We start from the raw sequence: 17,931 nt of genomic DNA on the forward strand, positions 1-17,931 counted from the left end.
GATGCGGCTTTTCAGTTTATTAACAATTCTGTAAACTGCACGCGGTGCAAGCGTCACGGTGGATCAAGGCGTTATGCAATTAATTAGCCTAAAAATGATGTCTGACCCGCCGGACAAACAATTAAGAGGTCATGATGAGTACTGAAATTAAAACTCAGGTCGTGGTACTTGGGGCAGGCCCAGCAGGGTACTCTGCTGCTTTTCGTTGCGCGGATTTAGGTTTAGAAACCATTCTGGTTGAGCGTTACGCCACTCTGGGTGGTGTTTGCCTGAATGTCGGTTGTATCCCATCCAAAGCGTTGTTGCACGTCGCTAAAGTTATCGAAGAAGCTAAAGCATTAGCTGAACACGGTATCGTGTTTGGCGAGCCTAAAACTGATATTGATAAAGTACGTGTTTGGAAAGAGAAAGTTATCAATCAGTTAACCGGTGGTTTGGCAGGTATGGCTAAAGGCCGTAAAGTCAAAGTAGTTAACGGTTTGGGTAAATTTACTGGTGCGAACACCTTAGTGGTTGAGGGTGAAAACGGCCCGACGACTATTACTTTCGATAACGCGATTATCGCCGCTGGCTCTCGTCCAATCCAACTGCCATTCATTCCTCATGAAGACCCACGTGTTTGGGACTCCACTGATGCGCTGGCACTGAAAACCGTTCCTGAGCGTTTGCTGGTCATGGGCGGCGGGATCATCGGTCTGGAAATGGGTACTGTTTACCATGCGTTGGGCTCGAAGATTGATGTAGTCGAAATGGCTGATCAAGTTATTCCGGCCGCTGACAAAGACGTAGTGAAGGTCTTTACCAAACGTATCAGTAAGCAATTCAACCTGATGCTGGAAACCAAAGTGACTGCGGTAGAAGCCAAAGAAGACGGTATCTATGTCACGATGGAAGGCAAAAAAGCGCCAGCAGAACCACAGCGTTATGATGCAGTGCTGGTGGCTATCGGCCGTGTACCTAACGGTAAATTGCTGGATGCAGGTCAGGCTGGCGTTGAAGTTGACGAACGTGGCTTTATCCACGTTGATAAACAACTGCGTACCAACGTACCGCACATCTTTGCTATCGGTGACATCGTGGGTCAGCCAATGCTGGCACATAAAGGTGTTCACGAAGGCCATGTTGCTGCTGAAGTTATCTCCGGCATGAAGCATTACTTCGATCCGAAAGTTATTCCATCCATTGCGTACACTGAACCAGAAGTCGCATGGGTTGGTTTGACCGAGAAAGAAGCTAAAGAAAAAGGCATCAGCTACGAAACCTCCACCTTCCCGTGGGCGGCATCAGGTCGTGCTATCGCGTCTGATTGTGCAGACGGTATGACCAAACTGATTTTCGACAAAGAAACACACCGTATCATCGGTGGTGCAATTGTCGGGACTAACGGTGGTGAACTGTTAGGTGAAATCGGTCTGGCGATCGAGATGGGTTGTGATGCTGAAGATATCGCATTGACTATCCATGCTCACCCAACGTTGCATGAATCTGTCGGCCTGGCAGCAGAAATCTACGAAGGTAGCATTACTGATTTGCCTAACCCGAAAGCGAAAAAGAAATAAGTTTTCGCTGACGCAGTATTTGCTGAAGTCAATGTTGAAACGGTCCCGTGATAGGGGCCGTTTTTTATGGAAACAATAATTTTAATTAATTTGGATCGGCGGGGGAGTGAATTTTGATCCTAACCCCCTGAGAGCTCGCATTTCTACTTCAATTGTTGCGTTATCAATAGTATTTATTTCAGTAACTAAAAAGACGCTATGAGGAATAAATATTCTGGTACCTTCGGTATTATCTAGCAGGGATGAGACATTAGTACTATATGTTAACCCTTTGGGATATTGAATGGTGTATCTTACATTGACTTCTCCGTCATTGAGATCTTCAGTATTAAAGTTTGTGATATATTCTTCGTCTGACGTTGTACTAAAAAAAGCATCATTGCTGTAGGTTTTTTCTTCGACTATTTCGGCTTCAAATTCTGCCCTGTTTCTGACTTCACCTCGATAAACAATGTCTATATCATCGTAACTTAAATTTTTTAATGATCTATTTTTTAATGAGGTATTCATATCTGAATGAGATTTTAGTGCATTAGTTAATTGCTCTATTTCAATTTTTATTTCTGGCGTGATATTGTTGCTTCGTATGGCATTATTGACTCTGACATAGCCAGCTTCAGTATAGTCTCTGAAGGCAAAGTAATCTTGGAAACTGATTTTTTTATTAGTGCTTAATATATTATATTTTTCAATCTCATCATGTATATCCAAATTGGTTTCATGCCAAAATTCCTCGCTATAAATACTTTCCATTTCTTTAATGACGACTTCTATTTCACTTTCCTGAATAGGGCTTCTCCTATGTATGACAGTGAGTTTACTTTTTTCAAATTGCTGATAATTAACATCCTCGATATCAGATTCTTTCATACTTGATATGTCATATTCATAGTAAGAACCTGAATCCGAGTCTACATTTGATTCTGAGGTGTCTATATTTAGACGCTTAATCTGTGGTTCTCCACTAAAACTCGGTGTGTTTGGATCACCTAAAAGATAGCCAATGCTGCCATTAATTCTTTTTAATATCCCTTTGGCTTTCGGTTTTGAGCTCACGGATAATAAGGCCGTTTTTTCTGTATTAGCACTGAGTTTGGGTGCTGTGGAGATTCTGGTGGGGGATGGCGCTTTTGTGGTCGGTTTAATCGGTAGCTTTCCTATGGAAAATTTAAATCCTCTAGGTTGTGGTGTGGGCCCTCCTAATAGAAGACCGAGGCCAACCTCCAAAGCAGTTTCTTCATCTGTTCTTGTGGGTAATTTTCCCTCATCTTCGTGCACCTCTTTACACGTATGCCCCATACGCCATTTACAGTGTTGGTGCTGAAATTCTTTCCAATCTTGCCCCACTCTACGTTTAGGTTCTATTGGTCTGGCGTGTGTGTCATTAATAAATAGTATTATTAATGACAAGGATATCATTGCTGTTTTATTCATGCAGTGTCCTTTTGCATAGATACAATAACTTTTGCTTTAAATGTTTCTGGCGTGACGACGTTATATTTCTTTCTTATGTAAATAAATTTTATTTTTTAAAACGAAAGGAATAATCTATGGATGATAAAATATAACGGAATTTATAGTAATATTAATATAGAGCCTGAGTGATGTTCTTTATTTAGGGATAGATCCCATTACGTAATTGGCTGGGCGAAATATCGAAAGTGCGGCGCAACGCCGTAGCGAAATTCGCCGGGCTGGTATAACCCGCAATAGTTGCCGCTTGATCGATAGTGATCCCTTCTTTCTGGATAGCCAGCATGGCGCGCTTTAAACGGCAATGGCGTAAATACTCAAATACCGTAATGTTGTAGCTTTCACGAAAACGCCGCTGCAAAGTGCTTTGACTCATATTGACCAAACGCGCCAATTCACCCATCGACAGATGGTCTGCCTCGCCACTTTCCAGCCAATCACGTACTTGCTGGATTCGATTCATGCCACGTAAAGAGACTTTATTTTGCTGTAACGCCTGCTGCTCCAGCGAACTGAATGCTTCGATAATTAAGCCAATACATTGTGTTTCACAATGCAAACGTTCCAGTGGCGTTGAAAAGGGCGGAGCACTCGCTATTTTCTGGGCGATGGCTTGGGCGTGAACTGATGGCCGCCATAAATGAATCGCCAGATGTTGCTGAGTAAAGTTGTATAACGCATCCCAAGAACCGGCTTGCGGTAATAGATCGCCATACAGCCATTCACGGTCAAAGGTGAGGGTCAGAGTGCGCTCATGGCTATTGTTCTTACCGTGGCGAGTAAATAGGGTGTTTTCAGTCAGGGAAACCAGTGAGGCATCGCCCTTTTCCTGCAAATGCAGTTCTTTACCGCCAAATGAGATATGTGCGCTGCCACTGACCACAATGGCTAGTTTCAGCGCCGGATTGAGCTGATTCTGGGTTTTGATATCGTAGAGGTTAGTCACATTCGCGGTATGCAGGATCAGATGCGGATTCAGACGCAATACCTGAAAATCGCCATACAAAACCGGATCAGTGGACAATGACTTCGCGCCACTCAGTTGATAGTCGCTGGCGACCAGATTTGACTGTTGCACAATTTGGTCGCGATAAATCGGTTTGGATGACGGGGAAATATTGCGCAACTTGTTTTTCTTCACCGCCGACATGATGGCCTCTCTAAAGATATTCATGTTTTGACAACATTGACTTTATAACAAAGGGTTTTGCTGTTTGCACAAACCATTTTTCTGATTGCAAATGTAACAATTAGCTAGATGAATTGATAATGAAAATAATTATCAATCTTGTTCGTTTTTGTTGCCCTATGAATAGATTGGCAGAGACTTTCCTCTGCTGACATTTGCTGTGGGCGTTTGCATCGGGGAAAGTGTAATGAAAGTAAAATGGCAGCGGCGCTCTCTGACGACCTTAGCGAGCTTGATTGGTATCTGTATTTCGACTCCGCTTTGGGCGCAGACACAAGATACCACTCAGGCAGGGTCTGATACAGCCGCAACACAACAAAAAGAAACAACGGCGACTGACAACAAAGCAACCACTGGCGATACCTTGGTGGTCACGGCCCAGCAGCAAGTCCGTCAAGCACTTGGTGCATCGACTATCACGGCGGAAGATATCCGCAAACGACCTCCAGCTAATGATTTGTCTGAAATTATCCGTACCATGCCAGGCGTTAACTTGTCCGGTAACTCAGCCAGCGGTCAGCGCGGGAATAACCGTCAGATTGATATTCGCGGCATGGGGCCTGAAAACACATTGATTATGATTGATGGTATTCCGGTGTCGAGCCGTAATGCCGTGCGTTATGGCTGGCGTGGTGAGCGCGATACCCGTGGTGATACCAACTGGGTACCGGCGAATATGGTTGAGAAAATCGAAGTGTTACGCGGGCCTGCCGCAGCGCGCTACGGTAATGGTGCTGCAGGTGGCGTGGTGAATATCATCACCAAACAGCCGGACAAAGAACTGCATGGCAGTTGGAATGCTTACATGAATCTGCCGCAGCATAGCGAAGAAGGCGCGACCCGTCGTACTGACTTCAGCCTGTTGGGGCCACTCAGTGATACCGTCAGTTTCCGCTTATACGGTGGATACAATAAAACTGATGCTGATGATTGGGATATTAACCAAGGCCATGAATCTGCCCGAACCGGTAATCAGGCTGGCACATTGCCTGCTGGGCGTGAAGGGGTTCGTAATAAAGATATCAACGGGTTACTGCGTTGGGAGTTTGCGCAGGGCCAATCCCTGGAGTTCGAGGCGGGCTATAGCCGTCAGGGGAATATTTATGCTGGTGATACACAAAACACCAACAGCAATGCCATTGTGCGCAGCCTATATGGCGCCGAAACCAACGTGATGTATCGCGATAATTTCTCATTAACGCACCGTGGTTTTTGGGATAACGGCGTCAGTACCACCTCCTATGTACAGTATGAAAATACCCGCAACTCACGTATTAATGAGGGGCTGGCAGGGGGGACTGAGGGTATCTTCTCAAATAATTATTTCAGTACAATCAAGCTGGACAACTATCTGGCCCATTCCGAGGTTAACCTGCCATTTGAGTTAGGGGTTAATCAAGTGCTCACTGTTGGTGCGGAATGGAATGACCAGAAAATGAATGACCCGACTTCCAACACCCAGACGACAACTGAGGGTGGCAGTGTCAGTGGTTTAACGGGAACAGGCCGAAATACGCGCACTTCAGCACAGATAGCGTCGGTGTTTGTTGAAGATAATATCGAGCTGACAGATACCACAATGCTGACCCCAGCGCTGCGTTTTGACCATCACAGCACCGCAGGGAGCAACTGGAGTCCGGGGTTAAACCTGTCACAGGAACTGGGCGATTACTTCACCATGAAAATGGGGATTGCCCGCGCCTATAAAGCGCCAAACCTCTATCAAACCAACCCCAATTATCTGCTGTATAGCCGTGGTCAGGGTTGCTATGGCGGCGGCGGTAGCTGTTACTTGATGGGTAATGACGATTTATCAGCAGAAACCAGCGTTAACAAAGAGATTGGTTTCGAATTCCATGATGATGGCATTATTGCGGGTATCACTTATTTCCGTAACGATTACCGTAATAAGATTGAGCCAGGTTTAGTCTCTCTGGGGACCGCCAGTGGTGGCACCGGAACTTATGCTAATTCCGATATTTTCAAGTGGGAAAATGTGCCGAAAGCCTTGGTTGAAGGGCTGGAAGGTAACCTGACGGTACCATTCACTGACACGGTGCAATGGAGCAGCAACCTGACCTACATGCTGGAGTCGAAGAACAAATCTACCGGCGATTACTTATCTATCACACCGGAGTTTACCCTGAACAGCTCAGTGAATTGGCAGGCTACGGATGATTTGTCCTTACTGTCTACCGTGACATGGTATGGGCGTCAGAAACCGAAGAAATATGACTATCAGGGTCTGCCAGTCACCGGTACGGCGCGCAATGAAGTTAGTCCATATGCCATCTTTGGTCTGAGCGCCAGCTACACAGTGACAAAAAATGTCAGTGTGACCACCGGTATTGAAAACTTGTTCGATAAACGCCAGTTCCGTGAAGGGAATGCCCAGAACGTAGCGAATATCGCCGGTGCCGGTGCAGCAACCTATAATGAGCCGGGGCGGACATATTTTGTTAGCTTGAATACTCAATTCTAAAATTATTTTGTTACAGCAGAAACAGTCATTATCGGCTGTTTCTGCTGCATTTATCGCCACAATATTTTCCCCTCCTCATTCCGCGTTCTAAAAGCCCCATCAACAGCACGAGATTTTCACCGAGAGATGGTATCCATTCCTAATGTATGGTTATTATGCGGGGAGGTTTTGCGGATATTAGCCCTCTTGCAAGGGGCTAACTGAGAGCGGTTATCAATAGTTTAGGTGATTACACTGCGCTCAACGATTCAGCAAAAATTTAATGTTGCTTTTATGTGAACGAATTAACACTGAGTTCAAATACTGGTATGCTGGCTGAGCGAAACTGGGCATCTTACCTTACACCTGGTGCATCATTGATGATGGCTGGTGACTACAGATAAGCCAAGAAAATATATCCAATAGATTTCAAAGTGCAGGAAGGCGGCAAACGAGAGAGTCCCGATGAGCTTACATGGGTAAGTGATTCGGGTGAGTGAGAGCAGCCAACACATCTGCGGTTTGAAAGATGTTGGGTATAAATGATAATTAAAGCGAGGAGAGAGTCGTGCTAGAAGAATACCGTAAGCACGTGGCCGAGCGTGCCGCTGAGGGTATCGTCCCCAAGCCATTAGATGCATCACAAATGGCAGCGCTGGTTGAATCATTAAAAAATCCGCCTGCGGGCGAAGATGAATTCCTGTTAGATCTGCTGATTAACCGTGTTCCCCCCGGTGTTGATGAAGCAGCTTATGTTAAAGCCGGTTTTCTGGCGGCCATAGCCAAAGGTGAAGCCCACTCCCCACTGATTACCCCTGAGAAAGCAATTGAACTGCTTGGTACCATGCAGGGCGGCTATAATATTCATCCGTTGATTGATGCGTTAGATAATGAAAAGCTGGCTCCGATTGCGGGCAAAGCTTTATCTCACACCTTGCTGATGTTTGATAACTTCTACGATGTAGAAGAAAAAGCCAAAGCAGGTAATCCTCACGCCAAGAAAATTATGCAATCCTGGGCTGATGCCGAATGGTATCTCTCCCGCCCACCTTTGGCTGAGAAAATCACGGTAACCGTATTCAAAGTCACCGGTGAAACCAATACCGATGACTTGTCTCCGGCTCAAGATGCCTGGTCGCGCCCTGATATCCCACTGCATGCGCTGGCGATGCTGAAAAATGCCCGTGAAGGCATTCATCCGGATCAACCGGGCAGTGTTGGCCCAATCAAACAGATTGAAGAGCTGAATAAAAAAGGTTTCCCATTGGCCTACGTTGGCGATGTGGTCGGAACCGGTTCTTCTCGTAAATCAGCCACCAACTCGGTGCTGTGGTTTATGGGTGACGACATCCCTTACGTGCCGAATAAGCGCGGCGGTGGTGTGGTGCTGGGCAGCAAAATTGCGCCAATCTTCTTTAACACTATGGAAGATGCGGGTGCATTGCCAATCGAAGTAGATGTCAGCAACCTGAATATGGGCGATGTAATTGATATCTTCCCGTATCTGGGCGAAGTGCGTCACCATGATACTGGCGCGATTTTAGCCACTTTCGAACTGAAAACTGACGTGTTGTTGGATGAAGTGCGCGCCGGTGGCCGTATCCCATTGATCGTCGGCCGCGGTTTGACCACCAAAGCGCGCGAATCTCTGGGCCTGCCAGTTAGCGAAGTCTTCCGTGTGGCGAAGCCGGTTGCTAAGAGTAACAAAGGTTTCTCGCTAGCGCAGAAAATGGTGGGTCGTGCCTGTGGCGTTGCAGGTGTGCGTCCGGGTGAATATTGCGAACCTAAAATGACCTCGGTCGGTTCACAAGATACCACCGGTCCAATGACCCGTGATGAGCTGAAAGACTTGGCGTGTCTGGGTTTCTCAGCTGATCTGGTGATGCAGTCATTCTGTCATACTGCGGCCTATCCGAAGCCTGTAGACGTGACCACTCATCACACATTACCTGACTTTATTATGAACCGTGGCGGTGTGTCACTGCGCCCAGGTGATGGCATCATCCACTCATGGCTCAACCGTATGTTGTTACCGGACACTGTCGGTACTGGTGGTGACTCTCACACCCGTTTCCCTATCGGCATTTCCTTCCCTGCGGGTTCTGGTCTGGTGGCCTTTGCGGCAGCAACAGGCGTAATGCCTCTGGACATGCCTGAATCGGTGTTGGTGCGCTTTAAAGGTAAAATGCAGCCGGGTATCACCCTGCGTGATCTGGTGCATGCTATCCCTTACTACGCGATTCAGGAAGGTCTGCTGACAGTTGAGAAACAAGGCAAGAAGAACATCTTCTCTGGTCGAATTCTGGAAATTGAAGGCTTACCAGAGCTGAAAGTTGAACAGGCATTTGAGCTGGCCGATGCCTCCGCAGAACGTTCTGCTGCCGGTTGTACCATCAAACTGGATAAAGCGCCGATCATTGAATATCTGCAATCCAACATTGTGTTGTTGAAGTGGATGATAGCCGAAGGTTACGGTGACCGTCGTACACTGGAGCGCCGTGTCAATGGTATGGAAAGCTGGTTGGCTAACCCGAATCTGCTGGAAGGTGATGCGGATGCGGAATACGCTGCGGTGATCGAAATCGATCTGGCGGAAATAACCCAGCCGATTCTCTGTGCGCCTAACGATCCGGATGATGCGCGTTTGCTGTCTGATGTTGCTAATAGCAAAATCGATGAAGTATTTATCGGTTCCTGCATGACCAACATCGGCCACTTCCGTGCGGCCGGTAAACTACTGGATCAACACAAAGGTCAGTTGCCAACCCGCCTGTGGGTCGCGCCGCCGACCAAAATGGATGCCGCGCAACTGACCGAAGAGGGCTACTACAGTGTCTTTGGTAAGAGTGGTGCCCGTGTTGAGATCCCAGGCTGCTCGCTGTGTATGGGTAACCAGGCACGTGTAGCAGATGGGGCGACGGTTGTTTCTACTTCGACTCGTAACTTCCCGAACCGCTTGGGGAATGGGGCGAATGTTTATCTGGCTTCGGCTGAACTGGCAGCGATTGCATCACTGCTTGGACGTCTGCCAACTCCTGATGAATATCAAACTTATATGGCTCAGGTTGATAAGACCGCAGCAGATACTTACCGCTATCTGAATTTTGATCAGTTGAGCCAATATACGGATAAAGCAGATGGTGTGATCTTCCAAACCGCCGTGTAAACCGCTATATTCCAGCACTCACGGGAGGCCTATGGCCTCCCGTTTCTATTTTAAACATCGCATCGAAGTGAAATATTGCCGCTATTTACTGGCTTTGCGAGCTTGCGCCAAGTGAGATAACTAAATACGGTTACAATAATTAGAAGGGCATCAGGAGGACGTGCTATGGACTATGAATTCTTGCGTGATTTAACCGGGCAAGTACTGGTCAGATTCTCCATGGGACATGAAGTGATCGGCCACTGGCTCAATGAAGAAATTAAAGGCGATTTAGCCAAACTCGATCAAATTGAAGCCGCAGCGGCTGAAGTCAAAGGCAGTGAACGGCAGTGGCAGCTGGATGGTCATGAATATACCTTGTGGCTGGATGGTGAAGAAGTGATGGTGCGCGCCAATCAATTAGATATTGAAGGCGATGAGATGGAAGAAGGCATGAATTACTATGACGAAGAAAGCCTCTGCCTGTGTGGTTTAGAGGACTTTCTGCTGGTATTGCAAGGCTACCGTAACTTCATCATGACTAAATAAAATACCGACCCAAAGAACGTGGAGTTGCAGGTAGGCAGCAAGTGAGCGCATCCCGATGAGCTTACATAAGTAAGTAATTCGGGTAAGCAAGCGTAGCTAACAACCCTGCGGCTTCAAGTTCGAAGGGGTGTGCGGCTGGCAGACCAACATAACAACGAGCCGAGCACTACCATAGCAACACCCGGCCAGAATGCGGCTGAGGGGGGAGTATTGAGCCATAAACTGGCAATCAGTATTGATAACAACGGTGTGAAGTAAGAGAGGGCAGCGACCAGTGTGGCGTTGCCTTTTTTCATGGCGATATCCCAGCACAGATAGGCCAGCGCGGTATTGGCCCCCATCAGTAGCAGTTCAAAAGTGGCGCGTTGGGTGAAATGCAACTTACCGGGTGTCAGCATAAAGAACATCACCCACAGGCATAGCGCACAGGCGAGCAAAAACAGTGGTAATGCCCCAGGTTCTCGGCTGTATACCCGCACCAGATTGGAGTAACCGGCCCAGGTAAAGGCCGCAATTAGCGCCAGACTATAAGCCAATGGGTTACTGCTAACATTGGCACTGAGCACTTTGATATCCAGCCCATTCCCACCACTGACCACCCAAATCACGCCAAACAGGGCCAGAGCCGCGCCCGGCCAGAGCCACCATCGTGCACAGAGTTTAAGTAACGGTACCGCCAATAGCAGCGTCAAGCTCGGCCACAGGTAATTGATCAGACCTATCTCCAGTGTCTGCTGGCGATCATTCGCCATTCCGATGGCTAAGGCAAAAGCCACCATATACACCACAAACAGCAAACCACAACCGTATAGATAAGCCGGATGTTGACCGCGTACGGTCGGTTTACCCGCCACCAGCCACACCAAGATACCACTGACGGTGTAAATGGCTGCACCCGCGCCAAATGGCCCTAACGTTTCAGATAACCCACGCGTCAAGGCGACACTCATGCTCCAGAGCAGGATCGCAATAATGCCATACAGGGTCGGGAGGCGATTCATAACAGGGGCATCATCCTTGTGCGATATCAGACGGAGAAAATAGGATCTTCTTATACATTGCCGGTCAGGGCGATGGGAATAGCGGAAGATCAATTATTGCTTAATTACGCCATATATCCTGAACTGTTTTATTTCATCGAGATCAGTGCTTTCTGATGATCTACTAATAAGTTTTAGTTTAATAAACAATAAATTAATAAATAAACTCAGCCAAACAACGATAAAAATCCGCGCCTTAATTGGTTAAAATACGAGCTATTCCTGAGTTGTATCTTTGATTGACGGAATAAAAGATAACCGGCAGAGGTGATAGCACTCTGCGACTTCTTCAGTGCACATACCAGGACGGTGATGTTATGGCAGAATTCAGTAATACACGGACGCGAATCGCCAGTTGGCTTCTGATTTATCTTACCGCAGTACAACCTCTACATCCGGCTATTGCTGCCCAGCAGAGACAGCTGCCAGTGGTTAATATTGCTACACCGGACCCATCTGGGATCTCTCATAACTACTATAAATCTTTCAATATCGATTCAACTGGAGCAGTGCTCAATAATGCAACAGAGGCAGGGCAGTCAGTATTAGCGGGCCAGTTAGCTGCCAATCCTAATTTAAATGGCAACAGTGCAAAATTAATCATTAACGAGGTTCAGAGTAGTGATTCCACAACATTGGCAGGGAAACTGGAGGTTTTTGGTAAGAAAGCTGAAGTGATTATTGTCAATCCTAATGGGTTGCAATGTAACGGCTGTAGTTTTATTAACACCAATAAGCACACGTTAATTGACGGTAAACTGAATATCAATATGTTACAGATTACCGCCCGTGGGCAAACGCCGATCGTTAATATCCTTGCACCTAATCCAGCCGGTATTTCCCATAACCACTTCAAAAGTTTTAATGTCGACGCACCCGGTATGGTGCTGAATAATTCCACCGAGGCGGGCCAGTCATCGTTAGTCGGGCAATTGGCTGCCAACCGTAATTTTTATGAAGGTAATAGTGCAAAATTAATCATTAATGAGGTGATAGGTCGCGATTACTCCGAGCTGACCGGCACGCTGGAAGTTTTCGGCCCGAAAGCAGATGTGATTATTGCTAACCCAAATGGTTTGTACTGCAATGGCTGCAATTTTAGTAATGCCAGTGGCATCACTTTAACCACCGGTAGGCCGGTATTCAATTCTCAGGGTGAACTGGATAGCCTAAATATTACCAAAAACACCGCTATTGTTGTGGGGAGCAAGGGGGTTAATGCCCTCAATCAGAATAATACGGCAATCATCACTGGTGGGTTAAAACTTCACGGTGAAATCCGTGCTAATCAGCTTGACGTGATACTGGGTACCAATCAGGTTAACTATCAAAGCGGTGATATTCAGTCACTATTATCAAAAGAGACAAAACCTTTAATAGTATTAGATACCAAAGAGTTGGGCGGTATGTATGCTAACAGTATTCGATTAATATCAACGGAAAAAGCGAACACTGTTAATGCTAAAAATATCGTCAGCCATCAAGGTGATATTAGGTTTGATGTCGCCGGTGATCTTAATTTAGGTAATATTACGGCGAAAAATAATCTGAATATTACCAGCAAGAAGACCAGCCTTGCCCAGGGCGACAAATTGCTCAGCGGGCGTGATATTACATTGGTAAACACTGAATTTAATAACTTAGGGCAGGTAACAGCAGAGGGTGACCTGCGTATTTTTAGTGATCAAGTGCGTAATAGCGGTCAGCAAGCACAGATTATTGCTAATAATATGTGGATACAAAAAGATGCTGATGGGAATAAAAATACTCTGGTTGAAAATAAGTCTGGCACCATTAAAACAAAAAGTGGTGACTTAATTATTCGTACCGAAAAACTGGAAAATAGTCGCCCGATGGTAACTGCCGGGTGGCAGAAACTAACGCCAGATTCGCGCCAGCTTAATGATTACGATGACGATAGCGATTCTCCGGGCAAAGTTATTATCACATTAGAATACGATTGGCCCACCCGAGCACTGCCCGAAAAATGGTTTGGTGCTATCGAAACCGGTGAATGGCAAAGCGGTGTCTGGCGGGTCAACACTGAAAAAAATATCTGGCAACTGAATGCACCATCACCGGCTGCCACCCTGCATTCAGGGAGTAATCTGTATATTAATGCCAGCCAGTTAGAGAATAAAAGTAGTCATATAGGAGCAGCAAAAGATATTTTCCTGACCGGTAATGATTTTTTAAACAGCAGCGCCAGTAAATGGGTGAAAGATGAATTTCGTTATTATAGAGTGGATTATCAGTGGCCGGATTATTATGTTTTTCATGACGAACGATTATATTACCAGTTAACTGAGGCTGAAAAATACAGAGCGACAGTCGTGGCAGGCGGAAATGCCGTACTGGACTTTAACAACAAGATTCAGTTACAGCGCCCGGTGCCGGAGATAGATAAAACTGCTCCTATATCATTATCCGAATTCACACCGCCGGTATTAAAAGGGCATAATATTTTACTGCATGGTAAGACTATTTCCAGCAGTGATTTAATACAGGCCAGTGGCGATATTACCTTTATTGCAGAAGACCGCATTGCATTAGCCAACAGCAGTTTGCGTGGTCAGGATATTTCACTGACGGCACTGAATGATATTAACTCATCATCAAGTGAGTTTTTGGGGAGGAACATTTTATTACTGAGCCGAGAGGGGGATATTAAAACAAATTCACCTGACAGGTCTTCGCGTCAGCCAGATGATGCGCAGGTATTTAATCGCATTAAAGCCAGCCACGATTTTACTGCCATTGCCGCTAAAGATATTCAATTAACCGATACCCTTATCCATCCGGCAGCTAACATTAGCTTGTCCGCCGGACATGATATTAATATTTCACATGTGCTCAAGCCCGAAGAAATCCTAATTACCGATGGATTTTTAGAACCAGAAAAGTATCTGAAACAGATTAACCAACTATTATCGTTATCCAATCGATTAACCAGTAGTGGCGATATCACACTGAATGCCGGTAATAATCTGATGTTACAGGGGATTAAGCTAAACGCTGGGCAAGAAATTAACTTGCACGCTGCCCGTGATATTCAACTGGAACCTTATAATAGAACTGTCTGGTCAGATCTTATGGGGCGTTATAATAACAACCATCAAGGTTCTGTATTTTTTAATATATTTCCCCGCTCCGAAACTCCTGATTATACAGTTCAGATAAATGCCAAAGGCAATGCCTTAATTAATGCGGGCCGCGATATTCTGACCCGGGGCAGTAATATTAATGTGGACAATAATCTTACCTTATTAGCCGGGCAACATATTCAGCTAGCGGCGCTGCCATACACTGGTACTGATTGGACTGATCGCTCACGCTACACCCGCCATGCCGCTACTCGCCTCAAAGCCGGCAACACTCTGAATGCGGTGGCCAATCACCAGCTTATCACCCAGGGTGCAGAACTCGCTGCTGGCGGTGATATGACACTGACTTCCGGCGGCGATATGCGCTTTGAATCGGTATTGAATGAGAGTCATTACGGCGGTGGCGATAATTCCAGCTACAGAAAACTCCAGCAATCCACTCAACTCAACAGCGGCGGTGCGCTGACGTTAATTTCAAACGGCAGCATGTTGTTTCAGGCCACCCAGTTGATGGTTAAAAAAGTGATGGATATCGCCGCCAAAGGCGGCTACCTGTTCGCGCAAGCAATGGAGGAAACCAGCCATTCGGAGCAGCACTGGCAGACCCGCAAGTGGTGGGGGCGCAAAAAATCACACCACAATGTGCAGCATGTGGCCACCAACAAAGTCACTGAATTTACCGCTGAGGGTGATATCAGTTTACTCAGCCGTGATGACAGCACCTATCAGGCCAGCAAAATTGCCGCCGGCCAGAACGCCAAACTGACCAGTACCCACGGCAAAGTGATATTTGAAGCGGTCAAAGACATCACTTTTCAACAAAAAACCGAGCTATCGAAAGGCTTCTATATCAAATATACCGATAAGGGGTATCTGGATGAAAAGTGGGTGTTACCCACAATCCACACCGGCGGTGAATTAACTGTTGATGCCGCGCAGGGTATCCGTGCTGATGTAAAAGTGAAGAATGGTGAGTCATTGCGCAGTGCTATTACTGCATTGAGCAAGACCCCCGGTAATGAATGGCTTAATGATTTAAATCTGCGCGATGATGTGCAGTGGCAAAAAGTCATGGATGCCTACCACCATTGGGATCACAAAAATGAGCACCTGAACCCTGTAGTGGCGGCCGTGATAGCGATTGCAATAGCAGCTGCTACGGCGGGGTCGGGGCTGGTGGTCGCTGCCGGAGCGGCTGCCGGTGGTGGGGTGGCTGGTGGTGCGGTTTCTGCTGGAATGTCGGCACTGGCATCGCAGGCCGCGGTGTCTTTGATGAATAACAAGGGCGATATCTCCAAAACTTTCAAAGACATGGGGAGTAAATCGTCGGTCAAATCTCTGGTGACCTCCATGGCTATTGGGGGCGCTTTATCTGGGTTCGATGCTGCGATCGGGGGCGATAGCGCGGCTAAAGGTGCTAAAACAGCGAGCACGACCAGTGCCAGATTACCGCAGCTTAGTCATGGCGACTGGAGCAAGGTCGCCCAACGGGTGGCCGGTCAGTCGATTATCAGTTCCAGCCTGAACACCGCCATCAATGGTGGCAGCTTTAAAGATAATCTGGCCACGGCATTACTAACCAGTGTGGGGTCTCAGTTGCATGCTGAGGGCGCTCATTTAATCGGCAATAATGGCGATGTATTAGGCGTGTCGGGCAAAGCCTTAAGCCATGCGCTGGTTGCTGGGGTTGCGGCTGAAATTGGTGGCGGTACTGCGAAAGGCGCCGCCGCCGGAGCACTGGCCGCCGAGCTGGCCGGTGTGGTGATGGGTGAGAATATCATCGGGTCACAGCAATGGCAGGAGAAAGCTGAACGTCAGGCTCAGATTATCCGATTTTTCGGTGGTGTGGCCGGTGCGGTATTTACCGGCAAAGCAGAAGGCGCGTACAGCGGAGCCAGCGCTGCTGAAACGGCATTTCGTTATAATTACCTCAGCCATCATCAACAAAAGTTAATGGAAACAGAGATGGCTGCTGCCAAAACGCTGGCAGATAAAGGTAGCGTTTTTGTTCATTGGGGATTAACCAGTGCGACTCAGGATGGAGCCTTTGCAGCAGGTATTGTTGCGGGTGTACCGGAGGGTTTGCATGACAGTGCGATAGGGCTGCTTGGCGTGCTGAAAGAACCTAAGCAAACCTTTATGGCGTTAAAAGAGCTGGTAAACGGCGATAATGTATTGGGCAAGGTGGCGCAAAGTGTCAAACGAGACTGGCTGGCCCGTATTGACAGAATGGAAGCACACTACCAGCAAGCGGGTCGCAGCGGTGCCTATGATTCAGGTGTTGAAGCGGGTAAGCTGCTGGTTGAGTATGGCGGTTATGTCACAGGTGCTGGCGTCTTGGTGAAAGGCAGCACACGCTTTGCAGCAAGGCAGGTTGAGAAGTTTGCGGTGCCAAGGATTGCGACGGTAAATCAGTCGACAACCGGTATCAAATGGGGGCAAGGTATTAGCCAGCAAGGAATGCCGTGGGAAAATTATGTCGGGACTCAATTGCCGCAAAATTCACGGTTACCGGTAAACTTTAAAACCTTTGATTACTATAATCGCATCTCCCGAACGGCCATTAGTGTAAAAACTCTGGATACCACCACTGCCGCCAGAGTGGCAAACCCAAGGCAAATCTACAATTCGCTGAAAGGGAATATAGATACGGTTGCGAAGTTTCAGGAATATAGTCTTTCAAAGCGGAAACTCGATTCTTCAATGATTTCCAGCAAAGAAATCCAGTTGGCCGTGCCTGCCAATACTACCAAAGTACAGTGGGCTGAGATAAATCGGGCAATCGAGTATGGGAAAAGTCAGCGGGTAAACGTTAGGGTAACGCAGGTGAAATGATGAAATTTAACCAAAATCAGGATTATTGGGTCAGTTGCTATTGCACCAATGAGTTTTTGAGTATTGAGACTGATTCTGGCCTTGGTATGGTGGGGAGCGATCCACTCTTCCCTCCCCATCTATTACCACCAGATGCAGATGATCAAACTATCGGTGAAGCTGTGCTTATTGCGTTATCAAACAGCCGGACATTATCACTTGAAGAGTCCGCTGATTTTTTTGATCTTGAGAAAGGCAAAGAGCAATATGCTGCCTGGATAGCGATGCTAATGGAGAGGTACGGTTATAAAACCAAGCGGGCACTATTTAAGGATATGAAAAACTGCTCTATTCATTGTCTTAATGATGTGATCACTATCTCGCCCATGCGCCATGAAAAATTGGAGGCGTGGGGTGGAACGGGGCGCGGCGGAAGAGATAAAGTTATTCTACCTGTTAATAGCCCTCCAAGTGAAATCGGTGCTGCATTTCGATTAGCCCTTAGTCGCTGTAAAGGCTGATATTTCTCTCTTATTTACCAACAACCTTAATCAAAAGTCCCGGTCAAAAACCGGGTTTTTTAGTCTGATATTGCCC

General features: G+C 46.9%; 9 protein-coding genes. 6 read left to right on the forward strand and 3 right to left on the reverse strand.

Annotation, left to right across the window (positions count from 1 at the left end; translation table 11 throughout):
* The first annotated feature begins 134 nt into the window (after window positions 1-134).
* Window positions 135-1,559 carry a dihydrolipoyl dehydrogenase gene (gene lpdA / locus QSV56_RS04825; RefSeq protein WP_005156808.1) on the forward strand — a complete coding sequence of 475 codons (1,425 nt, stop codon included), beginning with the start codon at window positions 135-137 and terminating at the stop codon, window positions 1,557-1,559.
* A gap of 81 nt (window positions 1,560-1,640) precedes the next feature.
* Here the strand turns inward: lpdA and QSV56_RS04830 are convergent, their stop codons facing one another.
* Both QSV56_RS04830 and QSV56_RS04835 read right to left on the reverse strand, forming a co-directional pair.
* Window positions 1,641-2,993, reverse strand: coding sequence for an ADP-ribosyltransferase (locus QSV56_RS04830; protein WP_301211030.1), 1,353 nt, complete (start codon window positions 2,991-2,993; stop codon window positions 1,641-1,643).
* A 181-nt stretch (window positions 2,994-3,174) separates the two neighbouring features.
* Window positions 3,175-4,182: an AraC family transcriptional regulator gene (locus tag QSV56_RS04835; RefSeq protein ID WP_019083966.1), complete on the reverse strand. Its 1,008-nt coding sequence runs from the start codon at window positions 4,180-4,182 to the stop codon at window positions 3,175-3,177.
* 226 nt (window positions 4,183-4,408) lie between these two features.
* Between QSV56_RS04835 and QSV56_RS04840 the strand changes: the two genes are divergently transcribed.
* The 3 genes from QSV56_RS04840 to yacL all read left to right on the forward strand — a co-directional run bounded on the left by QSV56_RS04840 (window position 4,409) and on the right by yacL (window position 10,376).
* Complete coding sequence (locus tag QSV56_RS04840) at window positions 4,409-6,703, forward strand: TonB-dependent siderophore receptor (RefSeq protein WP_050161901.1); 2,295 nt, start codon at window positions 4,409-4,411, stop codon at window positions 6,701-6,703.
* Window positions 6,704-7,250: 547 nt separating this feature from the next.
* Window positions 7,251-9,848, forward strand: a complete 2,598-nt coding sequence (gene acnB / locus QSV56_RS04845; RefSeq protein WP_046695434.1) for a bifunctional aconitate hydratase 2/2-methylisocitrate dehydratase — start codon at window positions 7,251-7,253, stop codon at window positions 9,846-9,848.
* 165 nt (window positions 9,849-10,013) lie between these two features.
* Window positions 10,014-10,376 carry a protein YacL gene (gene yacL, locus QSV56_RS04850; protein WP_019080488.1) on the forward strand — a complete coding sequence of 121 codons (363 nt, stop codon included), beginning with the start codon at window positions 10,014-10,016 and terminating at the stop codon, window positions 10,374-10,376.
* 113 nt (window positions 10,377-10,489) lie between these two features.
* On the opposite strand, the gene yddG is transcribed toward yacL, so the two are convergent.
* A complete protein-coding gene (gene yddG, locus QSV56_RS04855; protein WP_301211037.1) occupies window positions 10,490-11,377 on the reverse strand; it encodes an aromatic amino acid DMT transporter YddG in 888 nt (295 codons plus the stop codon).
* A gap of 356 nt (window positions 11,378-11,733) precedes the next feature.
* On the opposite strand from yddG, the gene QSV56_RS04860 reads away from it, so the two are divergent.
* Together QSV56_RS04860 and QSV56_RS04865 are read left to right on the forward strand one after the other, a co-directional pair.
* A complete protein-coding gene (locus tag QSV56_RS04860; protein ID WP_301211040.1) occupies window positions 11,734-17,355 on the forward strand; it encodes a DUF637 domain-containing protein in 5,622 nt (1,873 codons plus the stop codon).
* Entirely contained in the window at window positions 17,355-17,855 is a 501-nt protein-coding gene (locus QSV56_RS04865) for a contact-dependent growth inhibition system immunity protein (RefSeq protein ID WP_046051583.1), read from the forward strand. Before QSV56_RS04860 ends, QSV56_RS04865 begins: the two co-directional genes overlap by 1 nt.
* Window positions 17,856-17,931: the final 76 nt, after the last annotated feature.

Source organism: Yersinia sp. 22-579, from assembly GCF_030433455.1.
GTDB lineage: Bacteria > Pseudomonadota > Gammaproteobacteria > Enterobacterales > Enterobacteriaceae > Yersinia > Yersinia enterocolitica.